Source organism: Neobacillus niacini, from assembly GCF_046591715.1.
GTDB classification, from domain to species: Bacteria; Bacillota; Bacilli; order Bacillales; family Cytobacillaceae; genus Neobacillus; species Neobacillus niacini_L.
On the sequence record NZ_JAWVNQ010000003.1, the window covers coordinates 228506 to 255455 of the forward strand.

Annotated in this window: 28 protein-coding genes; 18 read left to right on the forward strand and 10 right to left on the reverse strand. The window is 39.7% G+C overall.

The features are described from left to right. The first annotated feature begins 74 nt into the window (after positions 1 to 74). From SFC47_RS10970 to SFC47_RS10995, 6 genes are all read left to right on the forward strand, one after another. Positions 75 to 512 (forward strand): BrxA/BrxB family bacilliredoxin, encoded by a 438-nt coding sequence (locus SFC47_RS10970; RefSeq protein WP_411254310.1) that lies wholly within the window; start codon positions 75 to 77, stop codon positions 510 to 512. A gap of 217 nt (positions 513 to 729) precedes the next feature. Then, complete coding sequence (locus tag SFC47_RS10975) at positions 730 to 1506, forward strand: transporter substrate-binding domain-containing protein (protein WP_411254311.1); 777 nt, start codon at positions 730 to 732, stop codon at positions 1504 to 1506. 73 nt (positions 1507 to 1579) lie between these two features. Further along, entirely contained in the window at positions 1580 to 2239 is a 660-nt protein-coding gene (locus SFC47_RS10980) for an amino acid ABC transporter permease (RefSeq protein WP_411254312.1), read from the forward strand. Next, complete coding sequence (locus tag SFC47_RS10985) at positions 2232 to 2954, forward strand: amino acid ABC transporter ATP-binding protein (RefSeq protein WP_411254313.1); 723 nt, start codon at positions 2232 to 2234, stop codon at positions 2952 to 2954. The genes SFC47_RS10980 and SFC47_RS10985 overlap by 8 nt, the downstream gene beginning before the upstream one ends. A 58-nt stretch (positions 2955 to 3012) precedes the next feature. Further along, positions 3013 to 3996 (forward strand): aromatic acid exporter family protein, encoded by a 984-nt coding sequence (locus SFC47_RS10990; protein WP_411254314.1) that lies wholly within the window; start codon positions 3013 to 3015, stop codon positions 3994 to 3996. A gap of 32 nt (positions 3997 to 4028) precedes the next feature. Beyond that, positions 4029 to 4535, forward strand: a complete 507-nt coding sequence (locus tag SFC47_RS10995) for a L,D-transpeptidase (protein WP_411254564.1) — start codon at positions 4029 to 4031, stop codon at positions 4533 to 4535. Positions 4536 to 4588: 53 nt separating this feature from the next. Here SFC47_RS10995 and prli42 read toward each other — a convergent pair whose 3' ends face one another. Continuing rightward, on the reverse strand, positions 4589 to 4681 hold the full coding sequence (prli42, locus tag SFC47_RS11000) for a stressosome-associated protein Prli42 (RefSeq protein ID WP_411254315.1): 93 nt from the start codon (positions 4679 to 4681) through the stop codon (positions 4589 to 4591). A gap of 163 nt (positions 4682 to 4844) precedes the next feature. Here prli42 and mce point away from each other — a divergent pair, with 163 nt between their 5' ends. The 4 genes from mce (at position 4845) to SFC47_RS11020 (ending at position 9355) form a co-directional block, all read left to right on the forward strand. Further along, positions 4845 to 5249, forward strand: coding sequence for a methylmalonyl-CoA epimerase (mce, locus tag SFC47_RS11005; RefSeq protein WP_411254316.1), 405 nt, complete (start codon positions 4845 to 4847; stop codon positions 5247 to 5249). A gap of 6 nt (positions 5250 to 5255) precedes the next feature. After that, entirely contained in the window at positions 5256 to 6806 is a 1551-nt protein-coding gene (locus SFC47_RS11010) for an acyl-CoA carboxylase subunit beta (RefSeq protein WP_411254317.1), read from the forward strand. A 72-nt stretch (positions 6807 to 6878) separates the two neighbouring features. Then, complete coding sequence (locus tag SFC47_RS11015) at positions 6879 to 8000, forward strand: tripeptidase T (protein WP_411254318.1); 1122 nt, start codon at positions 6879 to 6881, stop codon at positions 7998 to 8000. 74 nt (positions 8001 to 8074) lie between these two features. Next, on the forward strand, positions 8075 to 9355 hold the full coding sequence (locus tag SFC47_RS11020) for a DNA polymerase IV (RefSeq protein WP_411254319.1): 1281 nt from the start codon (positions 8075 to 8077) through the stop codon (positions 9353 to 9355). Positions 9356 to 9397: 42 nt separating this feature from the next. Here SFC47_RS11020 and zwf read toward each other — a convergent pair whose 3' ends face one another. Then, complete coding sequence (zwf, locus tag SFC47_RS11025) at positions 9398 to 10867, reverse strand: glucose-6-phosphate dehydrogenase (RefSeq protein ID WP_411254565.1); 1470 nt, start codon at positions 10865 to 10867, stop codon at positions 9398 to 9400. 195 nt (positions 10868 to 11062) lie between these two features. On the opposite strand from zwf, the gene rnz reads away from it, so the two are divergent. Further along, complete coding sequence (gene rnz / locus SFC47_RS11030; RefSeq protein ID WP_411254320.1) at positions 11063 to 11986, forward strand: ribonuclease Z; 924 nt, start codon at positions 11063 to 11065, stop codon at positions 11984 to 11986. 63 nt (positions 11987 to 12049) lie between these two features. On the opposite strand, the gene namA is transcribed toward rnz, so the two are convergent. Genes namA through proC form a run of 3 tightly spaced genes read right to left on the reverse strand, consistent with a single transcriptional unit; the run spans position 12050 to position 15137 of the window. Then, complete coding sequence (gene namA / locus SFC47_RS11035; RefSeq protein WP_411254322.1) at positions 12050 to 13072, reverse strand: NADPH dehydrogenase NamA; 1023 nt, start codon at positions 13070 to 13072, stop codon at positions 12050 to 12052. A 27-nt stretch (positions 13073 to 13099) separates the two neighbouring features. Beyond that, positions 13100 to 14239: a glycosyltransferase family 2 protein gene (locus SFC47_RS11040; RefSeq protein ID WP_411254323.1), complete on the reverse strand. Its 1140-nt coding sequence runs from the start codon at positions 14237 to 14239 to the stop codon at positions 13100 to 13102. A gap of 52 nt (positions 14240 to 14291) precedes the next feature. After that, positions 14292 to 15137 carry a pyrroline-5-carboxylate reductase gene (gene proC, locus SFC47_RS11045; RefSeq protein ID WP_411254324.1) on the reverse strand — a complete coding sequence of 282 codons (846 nt, stop codon included), beginning with the start codon at positions 15135 to 15137 and terminating at the stop codon, positions 14292 to 14294. Positions 15138 to 15609: 472 nt separating this feature from the next. Here proC and SFC47_RS11050 point away from each other — a divergent pair, with 472 nt between their 5' ends. Both SFC47_RS11050 and SFC47_RS11055 read left to right on the forward strand, forming a co-directional pair. Then, positions 15610 to 16569 carry an MBL fold metallo-hydrolase gene (locus SFC47_RS11050; RefSeq protein ID WP_411254325.1) on the forward strand — a complete coding sequence of 320 codons (960 nt, stop codon included), beginning with the start codon at positions 15610 to 15612 and terminating at the stop codon, positions 16567 to 16569. A 9-nt stretch (positions 16570 to 16578) separates the two neighbouring features. Continuing rightward, positions 16579 to 17376, forward strand: a complete 798-nt coding sequence (locus SFC47_RS11055; RefSeq protein WP_411254326.1) for an SDR family NAD(P)-dependent oxidoreductase — start codon at positions 16579 to 16581, stop codon at positions 17374 to 17376. Positions 17377 to 17443: 67 nt separating this feature from the next. Here SFC47_RS11055 and SFC47_RS11060 read toward each other — a convergent pair whose 3' ends face one another. Beyond that, positions 17444 to 17653, reverse strand: coding sequence for a YqzH family protein (locus SFC47_RS11060; protein WP_411254327.1), 210 nt, complete (start codon positions 17651 to 17653; stop codon positions 17444 to 17446). Positions 17654 to 17868: 215 nt separating this feature from the next. Here SFC47_RS11060 and SFC47_RS11065 point away from each other — a divergent pair, with 215 nt between their 5' ends. Together SFC47_RS11065 and SFC47_RS11070 are read left to right on the forward strand one after the other, a co-directional pair. Then, positions 17869 to 19128, forward strand: a complete 1260-nt coding sequence (locus tag SFC47_RS11065; protein WP_411254328.1) for a Y-family DNA polymerase — start codon at positions 17869 to 17871, stop codon at positions 19126 to 19128. Positions 19129 to 19443: 315 nt separating this feature from the next. After that, the gene (locus SFC47_RS11070; protein ID WP_411254329.1) at positions 19444 to 19779 is read left to right on the forward strand and encodes a YolD-like family protein; all 336 of its coding nucleotides are present in this window, start codon (positions 19444 to 19446) and stop codon (positions 19777 to 19779) included. Positions 19780 to 20095: 316 nt separating this feature from the next. On the opposite strand, the gene SFC47_RS11075 is transcribed toward SFC47_RS11070, so the two are convergent. Together SFC47_RS11075 and SFC47_RS11080 are read right to left on the reverse strand one after the other, a co-directional pair. Continuing rightward, positions 20096 to 21220: a cupin domain-containing protein gene (locus SFC47_RS11075; RefSeq protein ID WP_411254330.1), complete on the reverse strand. Its 1125-nt coding sequence runs from the start codon at positions 21218 to 21220 to the stop codon at positions 20096 to 20098. An 80-nt stretch (positions 21221 to 21300) separates the two neighbouring features. After that, positions 21301 to 22251, reverse strand: coding sequence for a fumarylacetoacetate hydrolase family protein (locus tag SFC47_RS11080; RefSeq protein WP_411254331.1), 951 nt, complete (start codon positions 22249 to 22251; stop codon positions 21301 to 21303). 262 nt (positions 22252 to 22513) lie between these two features. Between SFC47_RS11080 and SFC47_RS11085 the strand changes: the two genes are divergently transcribed. Both SFC47_RS11085 and SFC47_RS11090 read left to right on the forward strand, forming a co-directional pair. Continuing rightward, positions 22514 to 23707, forward strand: a complete 1194-nt coding sequence (locus tag SFC47_RS11085) for an FAD-dependent monooxygenase (RefSeq protein ID WP_411254332.1) — start codon at positions 22514 to 22516, stop codon at positions 23705 to 23707. 20 nt (positions 23708 to 23727) lie between these two features. Next, a complete protein-coding gene (locus tag SFC47_RS11090) occupies positions 23728 to 24222 on the forward strand; it encodes a DinB family protein (RefSeq protein ID WP_411254333.1) in 495 nt (164 codons plus the stop codon). Positions 24223 to 24305: 83 nt separating this feature from the next. On the opposite strand, the gene SFC47_RS11095 is transcribed toward SFC47_RS11090, so the two are convergent. Together SFC47_RS11095 and SFC47_RS11100 are read right to left on the reverse strand one after the other, a co-directional pair. Further along, entirely contained in the window at positions 24306 to 25217 is a 912-nt protein-coding gene (locus SFC47_RS11095; protein WP_411254334.1) for an alpha/beta hydrolase, read from the reverse strand. Between the two features lie 177 nt (positions 25218 to 25394). Next, on the reverse strand, positions 25395 to 25535 hold the full coding sequence (locus tag SFC47_RS11100) for a hypothetical protein (RefSeq protein ID WP_411254335.1): 141 nt from the start codon (positions 25533 to 25535) through the stop codon (positions 25395 to 25397). A gap of 216 nt (positions 25536 to 25751) precedes the next feature. Between SFC47_RS11100 and SFC47_RS11105 the strand changes: the two genes are divergently transcribed. Continuing rightward, positions 25752 to 26939 carry an acetyl-CoA C-acetyltransferase gene (locus SFC47_RS11105; RefSeq protein ID WP_411254336.1) on the forward strand — a complete coding sequence of 396 codons (1188 nt, stop codon included), beginning with the start codon at positions 25752 to 25754 and terminating at the stop codon, positions 26937 to 26939. The last annotated feature ends 11 nt before the right edge of the window (positions 26940 to 26950 follow it).

Genomic DNA, 26950 nt, shown 5'->3' on the forward strand with positions numbered 1-26950 from the left:
AGTCTTTTTCATTTGGAAAAAACACATTTATACTGTTATCATATAGTTATATCGACAAATTAGGAGTGAAAAGTATGAGCATGGATTTCAATTTTTTCATGAATGATGTTGTGACTCAAGCACGTCAAGAAATCGCAGCAGCTGGCTATAAAGAACTAAGAACACCAGAAGAGGTTGAAGAAGCGCTTGAGCAAAAAGGTACAACCTTAGTAATGATTAATTCTGTATGTGGTTGTGCAGGCGGCATTGCACGTCCAGCAGCGGCTCATGCCCTTCATTATGATAAACGGCCAGATCACCTCGTTACCGTTTTTGCAGGACAAGATAAAGAAGCAACAGAGAAAGCACGCAGTTATTTTACAGGTTATCCGCCATCCTCGCCATCATTTGCTTTGTTAAAAGATGGGAAAATTGTTACTATGGTTGAAAGACACCAAATTGAAGGCTACGACCCAGCAACAGTAGTAGCAAGACTTCAAAAAGAATTCGAAGAAAACTGTGAAGAAATTTAAAAATATAGTCAAAAGGGCTAATCTCTAAACGGGATTTAGCTCTTTTTTTTATTTTAAAAAAGTTAATTTAAATTTTTATAAATATACTTGCATAATTATTTAAAGTCGTGTTAAAATTCATTACGTTGCATAAATATTAAACTTTAACTCTGTTAAGTTAGTAGATTTGCTATTCATATTTAAATTTAATTTTCTGAAAACTATAGGAGGAAAACAAATGAAAAAGGTAATTAGTTTATTCTTAATAATGATTTTAGCTGTTGGTGTACTAGCAGGCTGTGGTGAAGAAAAGGATGCTAACGAGGGTAATAAAAAGACTCTTACGATGGCAACTTCAGCTGATTATGCACCATTTGAATATATTGAATCAGATAAAAGTGATGAAATTATTGGTTTTGATGTTGATTTAGCGATCGCTATCGCTGGCAAACTTGGCTATGAAGTTGAAGTGAAAGACATGGATTTTGGCGGTTTAATTCAGTCACTTAAATCTGGACAAGCTGATTTTGTACTAGCAGGTATGACTCCAACAGATAAAAGAAAGAAAAACGTAGATTTCAGTGATATCTACTATACAGCACAGCACATGGTTATCTCTAAAAAAGAAAGTGGAATTGCAGCGGTAGAAGATTTAGAAGGTAAAACAGTTGGTGTTCAGTTAGGTTCTATTCAAGAGGGTAAAGCAGATGAAATTAATGAAACTGTAGCGATTACAGTTGAAAATCGTAACCGTATCCCAGAGCTTATTCAAGAATTGAAAGCAGGCCGCTTTGAGGCGATCATTATTGAAGACACAGTGGCTAAAGGATACCTTGAAAAAGAAGCGGATTTAACTAGCTTCACTATCAGCGATGACCCAGAAGAAGCAGGAAGTGCAATTGCTTTTCCAAAGGATAGTGAATTAACAGAGAAGTTTAACCAAGAGCTTCAAAAAATGAAAGACAATGGCGAACTGCAAGAATTGATTGTTAAGTGGTTTGGTGGGGAAAACTAAATTACAACCAAGACGTTCAGAAAGTCTTCTGAGCGTCTTACTAATTTTATTACAAAGAGAGGACGGCAGATGAATGAACTTAGATTTCGGACAATTTATTCCTTCAATGCCATATATTTTAGAGGGTATATTTGTTACCCTTAAAATCGTCATTCTGGCAGGGATATTAGGCTTTATTTTAGGGATTATCCTTTCATTATTTAAAATTAGCAAATATAAATTTCTTGGCTGGTTTGCTGATGCTTATACCTCTATTTTCCGAGGTACTCCGCTAGTATTACAGCTGATGTTGATTTATTATGGTTCCCCGCAATTAATTGGGTATCAAATTGAACCATATACTGCTGCGATTCTTTCCTTTGCTCTTAATTCTGGGGCTTACATATCTGAGATCATTAGAGCAGGTATTCTGGCCATTGATAAAGGACAGCAGGAAGCGGCAATGGCTCTGGGTGTTCCGTATTCCAAAATGATGTGGGATATCATTTTGCCGCAGGCTCTAAAAAATATCCTGCCTGCATTAATGAACGAATTTATTACATTAACAAAGGAATCTGCGATTGTCACAACCATTGGTGTTATGGATATTATGCGACGTTCTTATCAAGTTGGGGCAGAAAATTATTCATTTTTCGAACCACTATTAATAGCGGGACTTATCTATTACTTAATGGTTGTGACCTTAACATTCCTTGGTAAAGCGGTTGAAAGGAGAATGAGACGCAGTGATTAAGGTTAGTGATTTGCATAAAAATTATGGAAAGCTCGAAGTATTAAAGGGCATCACAACTACAATTGAAAAAGGAGAAGTGGTTGCCATTATTGGACCATCTGGTTCAGGAAAATCAACCTTTCTTCGCTGTATGAACCTTCTTGAAATTCCAACAAGCGGAAGAATAATTGTCAGCGGGCAGGATGTTACGGATAAGAAGACCAACATCATGAAGGTGCGGCAAAATGTTGGTATGGTTTTTCAACATTTTCATTTATTCCCGCATAAAACCGTATTACAGAATCTTACCTATGCTCCTATTAAGGTAAAAGGGTTAACAAAGGCTGATGCGGAAAAAATTGCCTTTGATTTGTTAGACAGAGTAGGTTTAAGGGAAAAGGCAAACGAATATCCGACAAAATTATCCGGGGGGCAAAAGCAGCGTGTTGCAATTGCAAGAGCACTGGCGATGGAGCCGGAGGTTATGCTTTTTGATGAACCAACCTCAGCGCTTGACCCAGAAATGGTAAAAGAAGTACTTGAAGTCATGAAATCACTTGCACACACTGGGATGACGATGGCTATTGTGACCCACGAAATGGGATTTGCCCGTGAAGTAGCAGACCGGGTACTATTCCTAGATGGGGGAGTTCTAGTCGAAGATGCAAAACCCCAGGAATTCTTTACAAACCCAAAGAGCAAGCGCGCACAAGATTTCTTGCAAAAAATGCTCTAATAAGGATAAGCTAAAGATGGTCTATATGATCATCTTTTTTATTTTGAGGAGAAATGCTATGAAGTATCGTATTGGATATCGAACGATTAAGACCTCTCTTGGTACTGCCATCTCCATCTTACTTGCTCAGCAGTTAGGTTTAGATAACTTTGCCTCGGCAGGTATTTTAACCATTTTATGCATCAAAGTTACCAAAAGAAAATCGTTACGGGCCTCATGGGACCGATTTCTCGCATGCGTCCTAGCAATGGTATTTTCCAGTATCTTTTTTGAATTTATCGGGTACCATCCAATCGTGATTGGAATCATGCTATTATTCTTTATTCCAACAGTAGTTGTGTTTAGAGCAAACGATGGAATTGTAACAAGCAGTGTTATCATTTTACATATTTATATGGCGAACAAGCTATCCATTGATCTTTTTCTTAACGAGCTGGGTGTAATCATTATCGGCATTGGTGTGGCACTGATTATAAATCTTTACATGCCAAGTGCAGATATTCGTTTACAACAATATCAAACGCAATTAGAAGAGAATTTAAAAGTAATTTTTTGTGAGATGGTCAAATTCCTAAGAACAGGTGAAAGTGATTGGCCCGGACAAGAAATTACAGAAACAGCAAAATTACTAGAGGAGGCAAAATCTTACGCCTTTAGAGATGTGGAAAACCGCTTTTTAAGGGATGAGGATGATTATTTGCATTATTTTAAAATGAGAGAAAAGCAATTCGAAATTCTAGAACGAGTTTTACCGCTTGTTACATCTTTGACTGTGACCCTGCCCCAAGGAAAAATGATTGCTGATTTTCTGGAAGAGGTGTCTAACAATATCAAACCGGGAAATACAGCTCATATTTATCTAGGAAAATTAAGGGATATGAAAAAGGAATTTGAAGAAATGGAGCTCCCGAAAACAAGAGAAGAATTTGAAGTACGTGCTGCACTGCTTCAATTAGTGAAAGAAATGAATGAGTACTTAATCATTAAGAGTGCCTTAAAAACTTCAAAATGGAATAAACCTAGTAAAACTGAAGCAAACTAAGGAAAAAATGGCAGGTGGATTATTTGATAAAGATGCTGTCGCCAATCCTGTTTGCTTTTTTTATTTCCCCCATTTGGCCGCTTGGTCCCAATCCACTCCCTGGTGACCCATTTGTTATTGTCAATAAAACAACAAATGAATTAGCTTTTATAGATGATAATAGGGTACAAACTGTTGTGAGTGTAGGAACTGGAAAAACAAAAGATTTAACACCAGAAGGACTATTTACGATAACCATAAAAGCCGAAGACCCATATTATCGCAGGAAGGATATCCCAGGTGGAGACCCTGCCAATCCTCTCGGGTCCCGGTGGATTGGCTTTGATGCCGAGGAAAGTGATGGACGTATTTACGGAATTCACGGGACCAATCAGCCGGCATCCATTGGCAGGTATGTTTCACAAGGCTGCATCCGTACACAAAATGAAGTCATTACCTCGCTGTATCCATTAATTCCATTAGGTACGAAAATCCTAGTCACATCAACAAATAAGACATTTGAGCAGCTTGCGGTTGAAAATGGAGCCATAAATAAATAGTAAAAGGGACTGTTCCTTAAGTACAGTCCCTTGTCTATGTTTTGTTTTAAAGATTAAATAAATTGAGCAATCCCGATTAAGAGAGTTGACGCTAACATAGCGATTAACATTAAATAGACAACTACTTTTCTTGTTTTCTTTGACAAAGTGGGTTCCCCCTTTATATTAAATAGCATTATTTTATATTTTACAGGGAAAAGCCCATTTGAACAATGGAACAACATCTCAATTTGGGAAGGAATTATGAATTTTTTATCGAATAAAGTAATTGTCGAAACTATTATAATTTTGAAAAATAGAGGGGTATAAATGATTAATAAAGTAGACCACATCGGAATTGCTGTTCGAACACTTGATGATTCACTTCCTTTTTACACGGAAGTGCTTAATCTGCCATTACTAGGTATTGAGGTAGTAGAGAGCCAAAAGGTTAGGGTCGCGTTTCTTAAAGCGGGAGAAACCAAACTCGAGCTTCTTGAGCCAACTTCAGAAGAAAGCACCATCGCTAAATTTATTGAAAAACGCGGTGAGGGAATACACCATGTCGCACTTGGTGTTCATTCAATTGAAGAAAGAATAAAGGAAATGCATGAAAAAGGAATTGTAATGATTGATAAAGAGCCAAGAATTGGCGCAGGAGGAGCACATATCGCTTTCATGCATCCAAAGTCAACATCAGGTGTTTTAGTCGAGCTATGCGAAAAGAAGGGATGAGAGAAAATGATAGACATCTATGAAAAAATAAATGAATTGTATGACAAGCGAAGAGAAGTAGAGCTTGGCGGCGGTGACGACAGAATTGAAAAACAGCATGAAAAGGGAAAATTAACCGCTAGAGAACGAATTGAACTTTTAGTAGATAAAGGGTCGTTCGTAGAACTAAGTCCATTTATTGAGCACAGAACCAATGATTTTGGGCTGGATGAACAAAAGGGACCTGGGGACGGTGTTGTTACCGGTTATGGAAAAGTAAATGGACGGCCAATTTACTTATTCTCACAAGATTTTACCGTATTTGGCGGTGCACTTGGGGAAATGCATGCCAAGAAAATAGCAAATGTTATGGATTTAGCTGCTAAAAATGGTACACCGTTTGTCGGCTTAAATGACTCGGGTGGTGCTAGAATTCAAGAAGGTGTTGTCTCTCTGGATGGCTACGGACATATTTTTTATCGAAATGCGATTTATTCAGGGGTGATTCCGCAAATTTCGGTCATAATGGGGCCATGTGCCGGTGGAGCGGTCTATTCACCTGCTATTACTGATTTTGTCTTTATGGTGGAAAAAACCAGTCAAATGTTTATTACAGGTCCAAAAGTAATTGAAACCGTAACGGGTGAGAAAATTTCTGCAGAGGACCTTGGCGGTGCACATGTTCATAATAGCATCAGCGGAAATGCTCATTTTGAATCTCCTTCTGAGCAAGAAGTTTTAGAAGAGGTTCGTAAACTTTTAAGCTATCTTCCGCAAAATAATGAAGAAAAACCTCCTAGATTGGAAGTTGAAGAGGAAAATGATTATCGCCCAGACTTAACAGACGTTATTCCATTTGACGCTGTTCGTCCATATGATGTACGAAAGGTTATTGAACAAGTTTGTGATGCAGACTCCTTTATGGAAATTCAGAAAAACTTCGCGAAAAATATCGTCGTAGGTTTCGCGAGAGTGAAAGGGGAGACAGTAGGGCTTGTTTGCAATCAGCCAAAAGTGATGGCGGGCGGCCTTGATATTAATTCATCCGATAAAGCGGCAAGATTTATTCGTACCTGTGATTCTTTTAATATCCCGATTATTACATTTGAGGATGTAACAGGTTTCTTTCCGGGGGTTAAACAGGAGCATGGGGGAATTATTCGCCACGGTGCGAAAATATTATTTGCTTATTCAGAAGCTACTGTTCCGAAGCTGACTGTTATATTAAGAAAGGCTTATGGCGGTGCATATGTAGCACTTAATAGTAAGTCAATTGGTGCTGATTTAGTCTATGCCTGGCCAAATGCAGAGATTGCTGTAATGGGTCCGCAGGGCGCCGCTAATATTATCTTTGCGAAGGAAATCCAAAATAGTGATAATCCTGAACAAGTTAGACAGCAAAAAATTGAAGAATATCGTGAAAAGTTTGCCAATCCCTATGTGGCAGCAAGCAGAGGGATGGTTGATGATGTCATTGATCCACGGGAAACGAGAATTAAAATTATCCAGGCATTAGAAATGCTGCGAAACAAAAAAGAATCAAGACCGTTCAAGAAACACGGCAATATTCCGCTGTAAAGCTATCATTTGATGACAGGTTTCTGAAAGAGTATACTCTATTAGTGAGTACATAAAACGGAGGTTTATCAGATGATTAATCACGAACGTCTTTTAAATGAATTTTTAGAGCTTGTCCAAATTGATTCAGAAACAAAATACGAAACTGAAATTGCGAAAGTCCTAAAACAAAAGTTTACAGATTTAGGTCTTGATGTGTTTGAAGACGATACAACGGCTGTAACGGGTCATGGAGCAGGAAACTTAATCTGTACCCTTGCTGCCACTAAAGACGGCGTAGATCCTATTTATTTCACTTCTCATATGGATACAGTAGTTCCAGCACGGGGTGTTAAGCCATCTATCAAAGACGGCTGCGTAGTTACGGATGGAACAACAATTTTAGGTGCGGATGATAAAACTGGATTATCTGTCATGCTAGAAACGATACGTGTGTTAAAGGAGCAAAATATTCCACATGGACAAATTCAATTTGTCATTACTGTTGGTGAAGAATCTGGACTTGTTGGTGCAAAAGCGCTTGATCCCTCCTTATTGAAGGCGAAATATGGCTATGCATTAGACAGTGATGGGTTAGTAGGAAATATCGTGGTGGCGGCTCCTACTCAAGCTAAAATTAAAGCAGTTATTTATGGGAAAACGGCTCATGCAGGGGTTGCACCAGAAAAAGGAGTTTCGGCCATTACAATTGCTGCAAAATCAATTGCAAGAATGCCATTAGGCAGAATTGACTCCGAAACCACAGCAAATATCGGCCGTTTCGAAGGCGGTACGCAAACGAATATCGTTTGCGACCGTGTAGATATTTTAGCAGAAGCTCGTTCGCTCATTACTGAAAAAATGGAAGCACAAGCAGCTAAAATGAAAGACGCTTTTGAAACTGTAGCTAGAGAAATGGGCGGCAGAGCAGAAGTGGATGTTCAGGTTATGTATCCAGGCTTTAAATTTGGCGAAGGTGACCAAGTAGTTGAAATCGCCCGTAAAGCGGCAGCGAAAATTGGCCGCAGCTGTGAATTACAGCATAGCGGCGGCGGAAGTGATGCCAATGTTATTGCCGGCTTTAATATTCCAACTGTTAACCTGGCAGTTGGTTATGAAGATATTCATACTACAAACGAACGTATGCCGATTGAAGAACTTAACAAACTTGCGGAAATGACGATTGCAATCATTGAAGAAGTTTCAAATCAATAAGTGAAGTTGAAGAGGAGAGCCAACGGGTTCTCCTTTTGTTATACTATAAGTACAATTTTTTTAGGAGAAGTGTCATGGGTAAAGAAATGTATCCGAAAAAGGGAAGAGTCATACTACATGTGGATATGAACAGCTTTTATGCCTCGGTGGAGATGGCTTATGATCCTGAACTTAAAGGAAAGCCGGTTGCGATTGCAGGAAATGTTGAGGAACGAAGGGGAATCATTATCACCTGCAGCTATGAAGCAAGAAAATTTGGTGTTAAGACGACGATGCCGCTTTGGGAAGCAAAGAAACTTTGTCCCGAGCTCATCATAAGAAAGCCAAATTTCGAACGATATCGGACAGCATCAATCGCCATGTTTGAGATTCTCAGGAATTATACTGAGCTGGTGGAACCTGTATCGATAGATGAAGGATATATGGATATTACAGATTCCTTTGAACTTGGCAGCCCCATTGAAATTGCCAAAAGTATTCAAAAGAGGGTACTCGAACAGCTGGATTTGCCTTGCAGTATCGGGATTGCGCCCAATAAATTTTTGGCAAAGACTGCTTCTGATATGAAAAAACCGATGGGGATAACGATTCTCAGAAAGCGTGATATTCCTTCTGTTTTGTGGCCGTTAAATACAAGTGAAATGCATGGTGTCGGAAAAAAGACTGCCGAAAAGTTAACAACCATTGGCATTCATACCATTGGAGAATTAGCGGCTGGCAATGAGATTCAGCTGAAGTCACTCTTAGGCATTAATGGAATCCGGATAAAAGAAAGGGCAAATGGAATTGATAGTAGAGCAGTAGATCCTGAATCGGTTTCAGACTTTAAAAGTATTGGGAATTCAACAACATTGCCTAAAGATACAAGCAACCAACAAGAGTTATTTCGAGTTTTGGAATCGTTGGCTGAGACTGTTTCTGTCAGGCTAAAGCGGAAGAATGTATTTGCAGCGACAATCGGTATTACCATTCGATTCAAGGATCGAAAGACGATTACCCGCAGTAAAAAACTTCCCAATCCCATTCATAAAAAAGAAGAGGTTGCTTCATTTGCAAAACAGCTTTTCCTGAAGCATTGGAATGGAGACGCTGTTCGGCTACTAGGGATAACAGGCTATGATTTAGTCGAACAAGACTCTGCCTTCAAACAGCTGGACTTATTTTCATTTGAAAAGGATGCCAAAAAAGAGCCTTTACTAAAAACGCTTTCCACGTTACGTGATAAATATGGGAAAGCTATTATTGAAAATGCTGGTTCACGTAAAATCAATAATGCTCATAACGTGGGAACGGGAACTAGTTTTAATAAAGATTTTCTTCGTTCTTTCCCGCAAAAAAAGAAGGAAGAAGATTAAAAGCTCCGCCATTGTATGATAAACAAGGCGGAGCTTTTTGTATTATTTACAAATATCTACATCTAAATCTGTTACCGGCCACCAGAAGAATCCATCTTTCTCTAACAGTTCGTCAGCAGCTCTTGGCCCCATTGAACCAGATGCATAATTTGGATAGTCTTCGGCTTTTGTTTTTTCCCATACTTCAGATATATTATCCACGAAGGCCCATGAATAGGCAACTTCATCCCAGTGTGTAAAGTTTGTCGCATCTCCGCGCATGCAATCATAAAGGAGCTTTTCATACCCCTCAGGTGTGTTCATTGCATGAATTCCTGTATTAGCAAAACTTAGTTTGACCTCTTGAGCATCGAGATGTCCGCCAGCTTTTTTAGCGTTAAGATGAAGGGTAATTCCTTCCTCAGGCTGAATATGAATGACAAGCAGATTCGGATTCAACAGTTTCTCAGGCTGATAATAGAGGTTCATCGGAATGTCTTTAAATTGAACAACAATTTTGGTTGATTTGGTCGTCATTCTTTTTCCCGTCCGGATGTAAAACGGAACACCTGCCCAGCGGAAGTTATCAATCATGATCTTCCCAGCCACGAAGGTTTCAGTGTTTGACTCCTTATCCACCATTGGCTCGGCGCGATATTCTGGGACCTGCTCATCCTCAACCACTCCAGAGCCATATTGTCCTCGAACAAAATATTTATTTATTTTTTCGCCTTTAATCATTCTTAATGAACGGAACACCCTAACCTTCTCAGAACGGACCTCATCTGTTGTTAACTTAATCGGAGGTTCCATTGCAAGAAGTGCCACCATTTGCATCATATGGTTTTGCACCATATCCCGGAGAGCACCGCTAGTTTCATAATAACGGCCGCGTTCCTCCACTCCAAGCACTTCACTCGAGGTGATTTGGATATTAGAGATATATCGGTTGTTCCATAGAGGTTCAAAAATCGCATTGGCAAAACGAATAACTTCAATATTTCTAACCATTTCTTTTCCTAAATAGTGATCAATTCGATATACTTCACTTTCTGAAAAAGCCTTGCGAATTTGTTTGTTTAACAATTTTGCAGATTCTAAATCATGACCAAATGGTTTTTCAATGACAAGTCTTTTGTAGCCCTTTACATCCGTCAATCCATCTGATTTTAAATGTAAAGCGATTGGACCAAAAAATTCAGGTGCCATTGCAAGATAAAAAATCCGATTTCCTTCTAGCTCATACTTTTCATCTATTTGTTCTGCTAAACTTTTTAGGGCTAAATAGGAGCTTGAATCTGAGACATCATGCGACTGATAGTAAAAATGAGACACAAACTCATCAATATTATCCTTTTTCCCTAGAGCGGTTAAAACAGAGTCCTTAACAGAATTTTGAAAATCTTCAGTAGATAATGGTCTTCTAGCCACGCCTATGACCGCAAATTTATCTAGCTTTCCTTTTTGAAACAAGCGGTATAGGGAAGGGAAGAGCTTCCGAATAGCTAAATCTCCTGTTGCACCAAATATCATGATTAATGAAGTCATATTTCTAGATTGTTCCACTGTCGTTACCTCTCCTTATATGTATTCAACTTAGATTTAGCAAAAATCATCCAAAGCATGTATTAATTCTAAATCCCTTTAAAGAGAATACCACGGAGAGAGGGCATTTGTGCAAGTGATATGCTATAGTATTTATAAACTTTATCAACTGGAGGGGTAATTTTGGACATATTTTTTTTAGGAACAGGTGCCGGTATACCGGCCAAGCTTCGAAATGTTACTTCCATTGCCTTAAAATTACTCGAAGAACGAGGATCCATTTGGCTGTTCGATGCGGGTGAAGCGACACAGCATCAAATCTTACATACATCAATAAGACCACGCAGAATTGAAAAAGTCTTTATTACTCACCTTCATGGCGATCACATCTATGGTCTCCCTGGATTGTTAGCGAGCCGGTCTTTTCAAGGCGGAGAATCATTAGTAACGGTTTATGGTCCAAAAGGGCTGAAGGAGTACATTACAATTAGTCTTTCAGTCAGCCAAACTTACTTAAAATATCCATTAAATATCGTTGAAATTGAAGAAGGGGTTATTTTTGAAGACGAACAATTTGTTGTGGAAGCACAGCTTTTAGATCATGGAATTCCTTCATATGGGTATCGGATTATGGAGAAGGACAGGCCAGGGACACTTCTGGCGGATAAGCTGATAAAGGCGGGAGTAAAGCCAGGACCAATTTTTCGGAAAATAAAAGAAGGGGAAAGTGTGACACTTGAAGATGGAACTGTCATCATACCAGAAGATTTTCTAGGTCCAGATCAGAAGGGACGGATTATTACGATACTCGGAGATACAAGATACTGTGATAACGCAATTTCCTTAGCACGGGATAGTGATTTATTAATCCATGAGGCTACCTTCTCCAAAGGGGAAGAAAAGCTTGCTTTTGATTATTTTCATTCAACTACCCATCAGGCTGCAGAAACAGCAAAACTTTCTGGAAGTAAAAAACTGTGTTTGACTCATATCAGCTCACGTTACGATCGGCAGGCTTGGCGTGAATTAACTGCGGAGGCTCAAGAGGTTTTTGCAAATACAGATATTGCTGAAGACTTTAAAGAGATACATATACCTAGTAAATAACATTTCTCTGGGTAACGACCAATTTTTTTCAGCAAAAAAAGACGGCAAAGGCCGTCTTTTTACTTACTGCCATCCACGTACATATTGTTCAGGTCCTTCAAGCGTTACATCAAGATCTTTAGCCGCTGTTCTTGGCCAGTAAGGGTCACGTAATAATTCCCGAGCCAAAAATACTAAATCAGCGCGCTCATTCTGAAGGATTTCCTCTGCTTGAATAGCAGTTGTAATTAAGCCCACTGTTCCTGTAGAAATATCGGCTCCCGCTCGAATGGTTTCGGAGTAAGGGACTTGATAGCCAGGATAGATATTAGCAGGTGGCGAAGGTATAACTCCTCCTGAAGAGACATCAATTAAATCCACGCCTTGTTCCTTCATCCATTGGCTGAAAAATACGTAATCGAGCGGTGTTAATCCTTCTTCATGGTAGTCATGAGCAGAAACACGCACAAACAGTACACCATCCCAGACGCTCTTGACTGCTTCAATAATCTCACGAAGGAAGCGATACCGATTGAGAAGAGAGCCGCCGTATTCATCGGTTCTTTTGTTTGATAGCGGAGAGAGGAATTCATTAATTAAATAGCCGTGGGCCCCATGTATTTCAATGACATCAAACCCTGCTTTCGCTGCACGCTCTGCGCCTTTTTTAAATGCCTCGACAGTTGTGGCGATATCTTCTTTGGTCATTTCTTTAGGTGTTTTCATTTTTTCATTAAATGCCAGTGCCGAGGGAGCGAGGATTTCACCTTCTAGGTTTGCCTTTCTACCCGCATGAGCAAGCTGGATACCCGTTTTAGCACCATGCTCCTTCATCATGCTGACGAGTTCTGTGAAGCCTTCAATATGGTCATCACTCCAAATCCCCAGGTCTCTAGGTGAAATTCTGCCCTGTGGGGTGACCGCTGTGGCTTCCACGATTATTAATCCAACTTGACCAACGGCGCGGCTAGTATAATGCGTGTTGTGCCAGTTCTGAATATGCCCATCTTCATTATGACTCGAATACATACACATTGGCGCCATAACGATTCGGTTTTTTAATGTAACATCCTTAATCGTAAAAGGGGAGAATAATTTAGCTGACATTATGAGCCTCCTATTTCAATTTGAGTATTACTCTTTCTCTCTTAACTCGCTTAATTTATATATAGTGCCCCGCCACATGATTCCGCCTCGTTTAAAGGTTAAGATGCTTGCTCGAATAATCGAATAGATAAAGAGCATGCCTGTTACGGGCAAAACCAGAAACATTGCAGGTGAGAATATCGTCATTTTTTTAATAACCAGTACATAATGAATACCGCTTAATACAATATTTCCTAAACTTAATAAGGCTACAGTTTTATTAGAAGAAAATATCGTAATAAAAGGGAGGACATTCGTAATAAAGACACCTAATATCGCAAATAGTACCATACTTACCCGGTAATGTAATCCGGCAAATGTATTCTTTTCAAGCCCAATAAACGCTTCACTTAAACTTCGGTACCATTCTACTTCAATCAGTTTAAGCGCGGTAACAATTCTTTGAGAATAGCCGGCTTGCTTCATTCTCATTCCAAGCTGCAGGTCATCATCCGGTCTCATTTTTACTTTTTCATGTGTTCCAAATGCCTCATATGCCTCTTTTGAAACGAGGTTGAAGGCACCAATTCCAGTTCCGATTTTAGACTTAGGGTTATTGGCAGCCCATGGCCGTTTAAAATAAGAAAATCCAAATAGGAAAAATGCGACAAATGACTTTAGCCAAAACTTCTTTGCACTTAAGTTCGGTGCAGCCGTTAAATGATCTAACTCATGCCGATTGAAATAATGCAAAGCTTTCGCAAATGCCTCTCTTTCAAATTTCACGTCAGCATCCGTAAACAATAGCCATTTTCCCGAAGCTTCAAGGAATCCTTTGTATAACGCGTGATTTTTTCCAAGCCAGCCCTCTGGCAATTGGGCTATATGAATAACTTTAATACGGTGATCCTCTTGTTGCATTTCATTCATGATAAGCCCTGTGGAATCCGTAGACCGATCATTAACGAGTATCCACTCCACGTTTTTGTATGTTTGCTTTAATTGACTGAGGATACTTGCCTCTATTTGACCGGCTTCATTGCGGGCAGCCACAATCACCGACAATAACGGTCCATCCTCCAAGCTTTTTTCTGCCTCTAAAGCCTCTATTTTTCGTAACCCTATGAATCCGTCAATGAGAAAAACAGTCCAGACCAGGATACCCATTGTAAATAATACCGTTAGCATCTTGTAACACTTCCCAGCCTTTTTTATCCTAGTTTAAAACAGTATAGACCAATTAGGAAGTTGGTTCGGTAACTTCCAGCTGTTCACGTAATGCAGCACCCATTTTTTTTGATTGCTCCGTTGCTGCCTTAATGCATGAAATGAACGCTTGTTGAACATGGTGTTCTTCGAGCACTTTTACACCGGCTTCTGTAGTTCCGCCAGGACTGGTTACATCCCTGCGTAACTGTTCAGATGATTTGGAAGAGTTTTTCACCATTTCCGCTGCCCCAATTAATGTTTGTACGATTAATTCACTCGCCATCTCCTTATCGAGTCCAACTTCTACGGCACTTTTTTCCATCGCCTCAATCAGGTAGTAAATATAAGCAGGTCCGCTGCCTGAAAGTCCTGTCACAGCGTCTAACTGCTCTTCTTCCACAAAGGTTGTTAAGCCGACCGTTCCAAAAAGATTTTTCATTAATTGAATTTGCTGTGGAGTAACGCGTTCATTAACAGCAACAGCAGTAGCTGATTTTCCCACGGCTGCAGATGTATTTGGCATTGCTCTAACTATGGCAATCGGTAATCGCGCAAGAGTTTCAATTGTACTCGTGGAGACGCCCGCTAAAACTGAGACCACGAGCATTTGTTCATTCAGATATTCACGAATGGATTGAATGGCGGTTGCAGCATCCTTAGGCTTCATCGATAATATCACGATATCAGCTCCTGAAAACAATTCGTTTAAATCATAGGTTGTACAGATTCCGTATGTTTCACCCAGCTTCTTCAGCCTCTCTTGATTCGAATTGTTCGTAACCCAGACATTCTTTCTATCAATTAAACTATTTTCTAGAATACCTGAAATAAATGCCTCAGCCATCGACCCCGCACCAATAATTGCTAACTTTTTCATTAATATTGCCTCCTAAAAATGTATTGTTAAAAACAAAAAGACCCTTCATCCTAAAAGGACGAAAGGTCTAGCTTCCGCGGTACCACCTTCATTTACCCTGATAAAAACTGCTCTAAGGGTTCACTTTTAACTCCGGGTAACGTCGGATTTACGTTAGGTTTTCCTAAGTGCTCATAAGGCAGGTTCAATGATAAAGAGGGCTGTGAAGTTTTTCAGCCTGTGAACTTCACTCTCTTTTGCCATTTTTCATTTACTAGTCTTAATCGTCGCAGGTTCTTTAATCAAATTTTACTAGTGATTATCCAAGATTACAGCCTGTCTGTCAAGAAAAAGGTTTCTGAATTTTTTATTTATTTTAAATTTAATATGCAAAAATAATGACATTTACAAGGAAAATCGCTACACTTTACATTATATATATTTATCAAAAACGGTTCATATTCTATTTGAAAATAACGATAGGAGTTTTTTTATGGCAGAATGGAAAGATGGAATTGCGAAATTAACCATGCCGACTCCTTTTAAGGTCGGAGATGTTAATGCTTATTTAATAAAAGGGGATCGTCTGACGCTGGTTGATGCCGGTATAAAGACGAAGGCATCCTGGAATTCATTCAAAGCGCAGCTGGCTGATCTTCGTCTGAGTACAAATGATATTGAACAAGTGATTATTACCCATCATCATGCTGACCATGTCGGGATGCTGGATTTTTTATCAGATAAGATTGAGGTGTATGGTCATCCCTTAAATGAACGTTATATTAAACCTACGGAGGCCTTTTTTCAAGAACAAGAGAACTTTTTTCGGGAACAATTTCTTGACTTTGGTTTAACAGAAGAATATCTTCCATCTATTTCAACGTTAAGACAGTCATTCAAATACTCCTGTAACACTTCCTTGACAGGAGAACTGGCTGAAGGGATGATCCCTCCGGGGTTACGTGAATGGCAGGTCATTGAGACACCAGGTCATGCGCAGAGTCAAATCGCTCTATTTCGAGAGAAAGATGGGATTCTTATCGGAGGAGATTTAATTCTTGCTCATATTTCTCCCAATCCATTTTTAGAGATGCCGGCACTGGGCGAAAAAGAAAGGCCAAGACCGCAGCTGCAGCATAATGATTCAATGAAAAAGCTTCTGTCTTATCCAATTCAGTTTGTCTACACAGGACATGGGGAGGAAGTCTTCCAACTAAGAGAACTAATTGAAAAAAGACTTCTTCATCAACATGAACGGGCGATGAAGGTTAATAACTGGCTTAAAGAAGGGCAGCAAACCGTATTTGAACTTTGCAAGCGGCTTTTCCCTGCAGCTTACAAGCGCGAATTGGTGTTGACATTATCGGAAACCGTTGGACAGCTTGACTATTTGTCCTCCATCGGCGAGATTAGTAGTAAGGACCATCAACCTGTCCTTTATCATGCAAGATGAGGTGTGTGTATGGCTAGGGAACAACTTAAGGGTAAAAATATTATCATTACTGGTGCATCAGGGGGAATAGGGGCTGAGATTGCCAAGCTTTGTGCTGCAAGCGGTGCTAACCTTATCCTAATTGCAAGAAGCTTAGAAAAGCTGAAGCAGCTGCAAACCCAATTACAGCAAAAGCACGAAATTAAAGTGGATGTTTATCAACTAGACGTCTCTGATACGAAGAAAGTTAGGGAAGTTTTTAGTGAAATAACAGCGAAAATTAACCCTATTGATATTCTTGTGAATAATGCAGGCTTCGGTGTATTCCGCGAAGCTCATGCTGCTACAATGGATGAAATTAAAGGGATGTTCGATGTCAATGTCGTCGGTCTAATGGCGTGTACAAGCATGGTGCTTCCGAAAATGCGTGAGCGTCGTTTCGGCCATATTATTAATATTGCCTCCCAGGCTGGGAAAATCGCTACCCCAAAATCAAGTGTTTATTCTGCTACCAAGCATGCGGTCCTAGGCTACACTAATGCTCTTAGAATGGAAGTCAGTGATTATAATGTTATGGTAACATCTGTGAATCCAGGTCCGATTGCAACAAACTTTTTTAATATTGCTGATGAAAAAGGTACATATGTTAAAAATGTTCAAAAGTTTATGCTGCAGCCAGAATACGTTGCCCAAAAAGTCGTGGACAGCATGTTAACGAAAACAAGGGAAATTAACCTGCCGCGCTGGATGAACTTGGGCAGCGTCGTTTATGTACTTTTTCCGGGGCTCTTTGAAAAACTTGGGAAAAAAATGTTCAACAAAAAATAAACCGCATTTGCGGTTTTTTTGTTTGGCGTAAATCTTATCATCCTGTTTTTGTTTGGCGTAAATCTTATCATCCTGTTAAAAATTCGTACACTGTATCATTCACAGCCTCGTATAAATCGACTGCAGGCTGTTCGGCTTTTATTTGAATAATTCTATCTGCAAGTTCCTCTAAATCTTCACTGTTCATTGGCAGTAAATCCACTTCTGAATAATATTGTTTAAAGCAATTTTTTATCATTTTGATTATCAACTTTTTCTCCAATAATGTGCACCTCACTCACCATTATATCGTTTTTCCCTTTAGAAAAATAATCGAAACTTAAGAAACCTATCAAAAAATTTCCATTGAATACGAACGTATATTCGTTTAAGATGTGTATATAATATAAAGAACGAATGTTCGATATTTAACCGTATTTAGCTCCGAGCGCAACGGCTCGAGGCATAAGCCAATGGGCAGGCGTCCTGCGCATTTCGGATTGGAGGAAAGTCATGGTTGATTACAGCACATTACCGCACAATCAAATTTTATGTGTAGACATGAAGAGCTTTTATGCAAGCTGTTCCGCTGTCATGCTTGGCCTTAATCCCTTGACTTGCTATTTAGCTGTGGCCGGTAACAAAGAGCGGAATGGAAGTGTTGTGCTTGCGGCTTCCCCTCGTTTGAAGAAAGAGTTTGGAATAAAAACGGGTTCAAGGTTATTTGAAATTCCCGATGATCCAAGGATACAAATAGTCGAGCCCAAAATGGCAACTTATTTGCGTATTTCTACTGAAATTACCCGTTTATTTAATCGTTATGTACCAAAGGAGGCCATCCATACGTATAGCGTTGATGAAAGTTTTATCAAAGTGGATGGTGTACTGCATTTGTGGGGGGACGCCTTTACGGTTGCAGCCAAAATAAAGGATGATATTGAACGTGAATTTCAACTTCCCTGCGCCGTTGGCATTGGTCCTAATATGTTACTGTCAAAGCTTTGCCTCGATCTGGAAGCAAAGAAGCATGGAATCGCCGAGTGGAAGTATGAGGACGTCCAGACGAAGCTTTGGAATGTTTCACCGCTCAGAGAAATGTGGGGAATCGGCAGGCGTGTTGAAAAAACATTAAATGGAATGGGGATTTTCACAGTGGGCCAGCTGGCTCGATATGATTTAGAAGCGCTGGAAAAGAAATTCGGAATTATGGGCAATCAGCTTTATCATCATGCCTGGGGAGTAGACCTTTCAGACTTGGGAGCCCCCCTGGTTGAGGGGCAAATCAGCTTTGGAAAAAGCCAAATTCTATTAAGAGATTATAAAGAGGAAGAAGAAATAAAGCATGTGATTTTAGAAATGTGTGAAGAAGTAGCCCGAAGAGCGAGATCTCGCCGCAAAGCCGGGAGGACCGTCAGCCTGAGTGTTGGCTATAGCCAAGACGAACTTGGCGGCGGCTTCCATCGTTCAAGAACAATCAAACAGCCGACAAATGTAACCATGGATATTTACCGTGTCTGTCTCGAACTATTCCACGAACATTACACTGGAAAAACAGTAAGGCAAATTGCCATTAGTATCGGAAATATCGTCGATGACCACGAGTTTCAGCTCGATCTTTTTGACATGGGCGCGTATAAGCGGCGGGAGCTTGGCTATGTGGTTGATTCGGTCCGCAGACGCTTTGGCTCAGGTTCCCTCCTGCGCGCTGTTTCCTATACAGCTGCAGGAACCGCAAAGCACCGGGCGACACTAGTCGGAGGACATAAGAGGTAATAAGAAAAGCGGAGGCGCCTTGGTCAGGGGCGACAGGCATAAGGCGAGCCGGCGAGAAGGTTGCACTTTAACCTTCTTGACGGATTGCCTTATGACCCGAGCCTCTAGGCGCCGGAGCTGGACAGATAGAAAAGCGGAGGCGCCGGGTTAGGGGCGACAGGAATAAGGCGAGCCGGCGAGAAGGTTGCTTTTTAACCTTCTTGACGGATTGACTTAAGACCCGAGCCCCTAGGCGCTGGAGCTGGACAGATAGAAAAGCGGAGGCGCCTGGTCAGAGGCGACAGGCATAAGAAACGAAGAGAGAGGAGGAGTCAAATGATTCGCGACCGTGGAAGAATCAAATGGGTTTCAATGATGCTTCCCGAGCATATTAAATTGCTCAGGGATTGGGTACAGGAAGATCAATATGAAGAGCAGAAAGAATTAGATGAGCAGCAGCTCGAAATCATGAATGCCACCTTATCTGAAGCAATCGAATTCGACCAATTTGTGACGATTACTCATTTTCGAAATCGTAATTATGAACTGGTCATAGGAAAAATCCATTATTGGGATGAAATGACAGGGAGGCTTCATATTGTCGATAACTTTGAAGAAGTACACCGCATTCCAATAGCAGCCATAGCAGATATTAGGATTACCGAAGTGTAAATATGAAAATTTTGTCCTGATTGTAATGAGGCAAAAAATAAACGGAGGATTTCCGGTTAAATGCAAAATGAGGATCGTTTCGGGATGCATAAGCGGAGGATTTCCGGTTATTCAATGCAAAATTGATCTTTTTCACGTTTTTTGAGGCAATAGGCGGAATCTCTCCGTTTAATTAAACTAATTTCGATGGAATTTACTAAATAAGTGGAAATTCTCCGCCTATTTATCAGCCCAGAAGCTTAATCTAAGCTGATCCCTCAACCAATAAACAAAGAAAAAGACGTATGCCACAATTCATACGTCTATCTTGTGTTTTTTAACGGAAGTCCGCTTTAAATTCACCAGTAATTTTTTGGCGGCCGTTATTCTCTTCAAACAATTGCTCTTGTTCTAAGTCAAATCGATTCATAATTGGTAAATCGTTTACTGAGAATAGGTAAGAGTCTTCTGATGCAGAGTGTTCATACCAAGCCCAGTTTGGAACGACGAAGTAATCACCTTTTTTCCAATCGAAGCGAACTCCATTAATGATGGTGTGACCGGAACCTTTGTGTACCTGGTAAACAGTAGAATGTGTATGGCGTAATGCCTTTGTTTTAAAACCATGCGGTAAATGCTGCATTCTAGTGCCAAGCGTTGGGTTAGCCGATTTACCAGTAGTTGGGTTAATGTACTCTACTGCATATCCATGGTGTGGATCAGGATCGAATTCCATTAAGCCTTTAATTCCTTCTACTGTGCGATCCCATTTATAATTTGCAAGTGGAGCAACAGTGTATTTATCATCACCAACAGGGCGAACCATACCGCCGCGGTAACGTCTCTCTGTAAAGTTATCTGGAATATCTGGTTCTTGTAAACCATCTTCAAATGGTTCAAAGAAGGTACCTCCGATTGCATAAATAGTAGGAATATCTAAGGCATCCATCCAATACATAGGCTCTGTACCCAGATGTGCATGCCCATGCCATAATCCCTTTGGAGTAATTAAAAAGTCGCCTTCTTCCATGAAAATACGCTCACCCTGAACAATTGTATAGGCACCTGAACCTTCAGAAATAAAGCGTAAAGCACTTTGTGAGTGACGATGAGATGGCGCCCTTTCACCAGGTAATAGCATTTGAACTGCTGCATAAATCGTTTGAGTAGTAGATCCCCATCCCCAAGGTTCACGATATGTTAAACCAGGATTTTGAAAATAAATGGCACGGCGTTCTCCGCCGCGTTCTGGTGTGAAGATTTGAGCGGCTTCGGCCATTTTCTTTTTGATTAATTCATCGCTCCAAAGATAAGCTTGGGCTTGAGGCTTTGGTGTTTTATGCATAATAGCAGGAATTGCCTCCCAAAGAGGTCCTAAGTTGTATTGTTGAATATCTCTGGTGTAATCGGTTACAAGTGAGCTTTTCATAAACTCTTGAACTTCTGGATTTACTTCAGCCATTTCACATTCCCCTTTACTAATCAAATTTATAGAGAAAAGGGGGAGCAGTGTATAACTGCTTGACCCCTTACAATGCCTAATTAAACAGTAACTGCCATTTCAGCTGTCTTCACTTTATTTTCAAGTGCACCGATTTGGTCAATCTCAATTCGAACTACGTCTCCATCTTTTAAGAATTGCGGAGGATTCATAGCAACTCCAACTCCCCCAGGAGTTCCTGTTAATACAACATCTCCTGGCTCTAATGTCATTAGGTTTGATAAGAAAGATACTAATTTTTGAACTGAGAATACTAGATTAGCAGTATTCGTTTTCTGACGAACTTCGCCATTTACTTTTAGTACAACATCTAAGCCTGATGGATTTTGTAATTCATCTGAAGTTACTAAATATGGTCCCATAGGGGCACTGCCATCCACCGTTTTCCCTTGTAACCATTGAAGAGTGCGTCGTTGGATATCACGATAAGTAACATCATTTGTAATCGTGTAGCCCGCTACATAGTCTAGTGCATCTTCTTCTCGTACATTACGTGCTTGTTTGCCAACAACAAAAGTGAACTCTGCTTCATAGTCAAGCTGATCAGAAATTGGATAGTGTGGAATATCGTCCTCTGGTCCTAAGATGGTATTAGCAAATTTTGCGAAAATAACTGGGTTCGATGGGATTTCACGACCCATTTCTAAAATGTGTTCACGGTAGTTATGGCCAACACAAATAATTTTCCCAGGCTTTTGAACAGGTGCTTCTACCTTCACTTCCTCAATTGTATAAATCACTTTTTTATCAAAGCTTTCAGGATTAGCCAAAATGAAATCGATTGCATTTTGTGCAAGCTGCAGCGATTCTTTACCGCCCTGGTATAACTCATCTGTATTATCCGGTACATATGCTTTTGCAATTGCCTCGTATCGGTATTTTCCTTCTGCTTTTAACTGTGCTTGGTATGCATAGTTTAAGTCGATTACTTTGTTATCAACGATTGTCCCTGCACGTGTATGTCCAGCGGCAGTATAATTAATAAGTTTCATGGTTTTCCTCCTTGATTTCACTAATCGTGAAACTAGTTCACTATTTATAAAAATATTAAAATATTTCAAAATGATTGTCAATATTATTTGTTTTCAGAATTTTACCCAATAAGTAGGATAGTAGTAAAAGTTATTAATAGAAATTTCTAAATTTTAAAAGTTTTTGTTGACGAAGCGACGAAAAATGATTTAAAGTTTTCTTATCAGGTAACAATGTTCTCTATTTATGGAATAAAATAATTGGTTGGAGGGAAATTATCAAATGACTAATGTAAGCGACATCATTATAGTAGGCGGGGGAATCGGTGGTTTAGCAGCTGCACTATCAATTCAAGAAACAGGTAAATCTGTAGCGGTTTTTGAGCAGGCACCTGAATTTGGAGAAGTGGGTGCAGGGATTCAGTTAGCACCGAATGCATTAGAAGTTTTAGATCGTTTAGGTGTAAAGGAAGAAATTTTAAAATATGCGGTGTTACCTAAGCGTCTTGTACTAAAAGATGTTTATACTGCAAGAGAATTAGCAACTCTTGATTTAGGGGAAGGCTTCGAGAAAGAATTCGGTCAGCCATACATTGTATTACATCGTTCTGACCTGCACAGAGTTCTTTATGAAGCATGTGAAAAAAGCAGTAATATAAAATTTTTTACCAGCCAATGCATTCAAAGTGCAGAACAAAATGGTGATACTGTCACAATTGTTAATCAAAATGGTGAAAAGTATAGTGCCGAAGCCGTTATTGGCGCAGATGGGGTAAAATCCAACATGCGTAAGCTGCTGGTTGAGGATAGTCCGGTAAATTCTGCGTATGTAGCGTACCGAGGAACGATTCCAATCGAAGAAGTTTCAAATAACGCAAATTTAGATTTAGATGATGTTATCATGTGGATCGGTCCAAACCTGCACATGGTACAATATCCTGTTCGTCGTGGAGAGCTTTACAACCAAGTAGTCGTATTTAAATCATATGATGCGACTGTAGAAGATTGGGGAACTCCAGAAGAAATGGCACGTCGTTTTGAAAATTGTCATCCAAAAGTTGAGAACGCTTTAAACTACATTAACCGCCAATTCCGTTGGCAAATGTATGATCGTGAACCAATTGACAATTGGACAGATGGCAATATTACACTATTAGGCGATTCAGGTCATGCCATGCTTCAATATTTAGCACAAGGCGGTGTTCAAGCCTTAGAGGATGCGTTTGTATTAGGTGAGAAATTAAAAAAACATAATTCCTACGAGGAAGCATTTAAAGCATACCAGGAAATTCGAATCCCGCGCTCTGCAATGGTTCAAGGATCAGCACGCAGATGGGGAGAAATTATTCATGCCGAAGATCCAACAGCACTTGCACTTCGTAACTTTATTTTTGATCAACACAAACCTACAGATTATCATGTAGTTGATTTCCTATATGGTTATTTCAAAAAAAATTTTGAACGTGTGAATTGCTAATTTAAAAGGGGATATATACAATGGCAACAGCCTTACTGAATGAAAAATTAGAAGTATTTAAAAAGAGTATAGATGATATTGCAGAGGTATTGAAAAAAACGGAAGAGTATGTACTTTATGTAAAGCCTTCTGAAGAAGAATGGTCCGGAATGCAAATTGTTTCTCATATATTAGAGGCTGTAAATTTTTGGATTGATGATTTAGAAGCATTACTAGTAGTCCCAGGTGCAAAATGGGGCCGTAATCATGAACATGTGCGTCGTTTAGCTGCAGTAGATGAAAAGGTTGTATCTCGAATTAAGAAAGAGGATGTAATAAGTGCACTACAAAACTTAGTTTCGAAAGTAGAGAAAGCACTTTTAAAAGTAAAAGAAGAGGATTTAGTAAAAACAGCTCCAAGTTACAATCCAAACTTTGATGGAAAACCATTATCGTTTTTAGTCGACCACCTTATCGTAAAGCATGTAACTGGTCATTACGGGCAACTTATTCGTCATTTAGATAAAGTTCAATAAATACAAGTTTTGTCTGACAAAAAACAGACTACCCAAGTGGCCAGTCTGTTTTTTGTAATATAGAGAGGAATGCAAGTATGTGTTTATGCGTTCTTTACATATTTTGATAAAAATTCATCGATGACTCGGCGATAATCTTCAGGATTTTCGTTAAAGGACTGAGCATGGCGGCCATTTGCGGCAAGGTAAAGCATTTTTGGTCCTTGTTTTTTTTCATATAATTCCTTTGTCATGGTTGGTAGGATAAAATCATCGTTTTCACTGTGGATGAATAGAATGGGATTTTTTATATGTTCAATAACAGATACAGGTGAAACGTGCCGTATTGAATATTTTTCACGAAGGCGCAAGATAAAATCAGCAATCGGTATTAGCAGTGCCGGTACCATTTTGTACTCTTTTTTGAGCTGATAAGAAAGCTGCTCCTTTAAGTCTGAGAATGGACAGTCGGCAATATAAAAGTCTGCACCATCCTCAAGCATTCCAGCGTACAACAGTATCGTAGCCGCTCCCATTGATTCACCATGAATACCAAGCGTAAGTGTTGGACCCTTTTCTGTTTTTAACCAATTAATAACTGCTTTTAAATCAAACTTTTCATAATGACCAAAACTGGTTGTTTTCCCCCCTGATTCCCCATGACGCCGATGGTCATAAATAACCGCATTAAATCCACGATCAATGAAAAGATTCATATATTTTATTGAATTAATTTTTGTTTCTGTCACACCATGAGAAATAATGACATAGCGATTAGACTCGTGGGGCTCAACCAATAGAGCTTTAATGGGATAGCCGAAAGGAGAATCAATCGTAACCTCCCGCTTTGGAAGAGATTCGAACTGCTCTGGGATAAACCTTCCCGCTTCCTTTTCACGTTGAACTATGAATTGTTCATCCTTCTTCTTCATATATATAAGTCGATTTGTAAAATAAAAACCTAAAGAAAATGTAAATAAGAATGAAAGTAAAAGAACTCGCAACGCCTTTCTCACAGGTACACCTCCAAAAGGTTTTAAAAAGTAATTATTTGGTAACGCTGGCTTTTATTTTATCATAGGAAAAGCCGCTAACTCCAATTAGCGGCTTAATGAAAAAAATTATATCAAGCATATAGCGCAAGGGAAAAATTGAACTGCATTTTTCCCTGTTCAAGGCGCTTCCGCTTTTCCCTATTGTTCAGCATTTTGTCTTTTGGCAGGGTGAATTGCTTTTTCTATTTCCTCGGCAGAAATCATTCGTTTTCCTGTACCTGCAGTTTCGGCATAATCTTTACCTTTTTGGCTGTAACCTTTGTCCCGCTTTTGGCTCATTATCGCAGACTCCCTTCAATGTGGTTTCATTAAATAAGGTGCTTATATAGAAGCTTGATTATTCATCGTAATTAAATGAAGACAAACGCTTGCATTAATAAGAGGTATTACTTTTTAAAAATAACGAATACATTAAATTTTGACAAAATAAGAGGATTTTCGGAGTTCGCACTCGAAGTAGTATAAGGTAAAAGTGCTTAAAAGGAGAGGGAAAATATGAATCAAACAGAAGTAGTAATTGTTAGTGCTGTTCGTACAGCTCTAGGTAATTTTAATGGAAGCTTAAAAAATGTAGCAGCACAACAATTAGGTGCAACCGTTATTAAAGGAGCACTCGAACAAGCTGGCCTGAAGCCGGAGCAAGTTGACGAAGTTATTTTAGGAAACGTATTGCAAGCAGGTCTTGGCCAAAATCCTGCCAGACAGGCTGCAATTGGTGCGGGAATCCCTGAAAGTGTTTCCTCGATGACAATTAATAAAGTCTGCGGCTCGGGTTTAAAAGCTGTGCACCTTGCAACACAGGCCATTCTTGCCGGAGATGCTGAGGTTGTTATCGCTGGTGGAATGGAAAATATGAGCCAAGCTCCTTATCTAATAAAAAATGCCCGTGAAGGTTTTAAAATGGGGGATCAAAAATTAGTTGATACTTTGACTAGTGATGGACTGACATGTGTTTTTAACCAATATCATATGGGTGTTACAGCAGAAAACTTAGCAGATAAATATTCAATTACGAGGGAAGAGCAGGACCAATTTGCTGCACTAAGCCAGGAGAAAGCTGTTAAAGCGATTGAAGCGGGTAAATTTAAAGAAGAAATTGTTCCTGTCGTTATTCCACAGCGAAAAGGGGAGCCAATTGTTTTTGATACAGATGAGTATCCGAAAAAAGGGACTAGCGCCGAAAAACTGGCAGGATTACGTCCAGCTTTCAAAAAAGATGGCACAGTTACAGCGGGAAATGCATCGGGAATCAATGATGGAGCAGCCGCTTTGGTAGTAATGAGCAGGAAAAAAGCTGACGAACTAGGAATAAAGCCATTAGTTGTGATAAAAGGGAATGCCAGTGCTGGTGTAGATCCAAGTATAATGGGAATCGGCCCAGTCCCAGCAGTAAAAAAGGTTCTTGAAAAAACGTCTATCTCTATGGAAGAAATTGAGTTAATTGAAGCGAATGAAGCATTTGCTGCTCAATCTTTGGCAGTTGATCGTGAACTTCATTTTAATAAAGATATCTTAAATGTTAATGGCGGTGCGATTGCACTTGGTCATCCAATCGGAGCGAGCGGTGCCAGAATTCTTGTCACTTTGATTCATGAAATGAAAAGAAGAAGTGCAAAGAAGGGTTTGGCAACATTATGTATTGGCGGCGGTCAAGGGGTAGCAACGGTTGTTGAGTTAGCGTAAAGACAAAATTG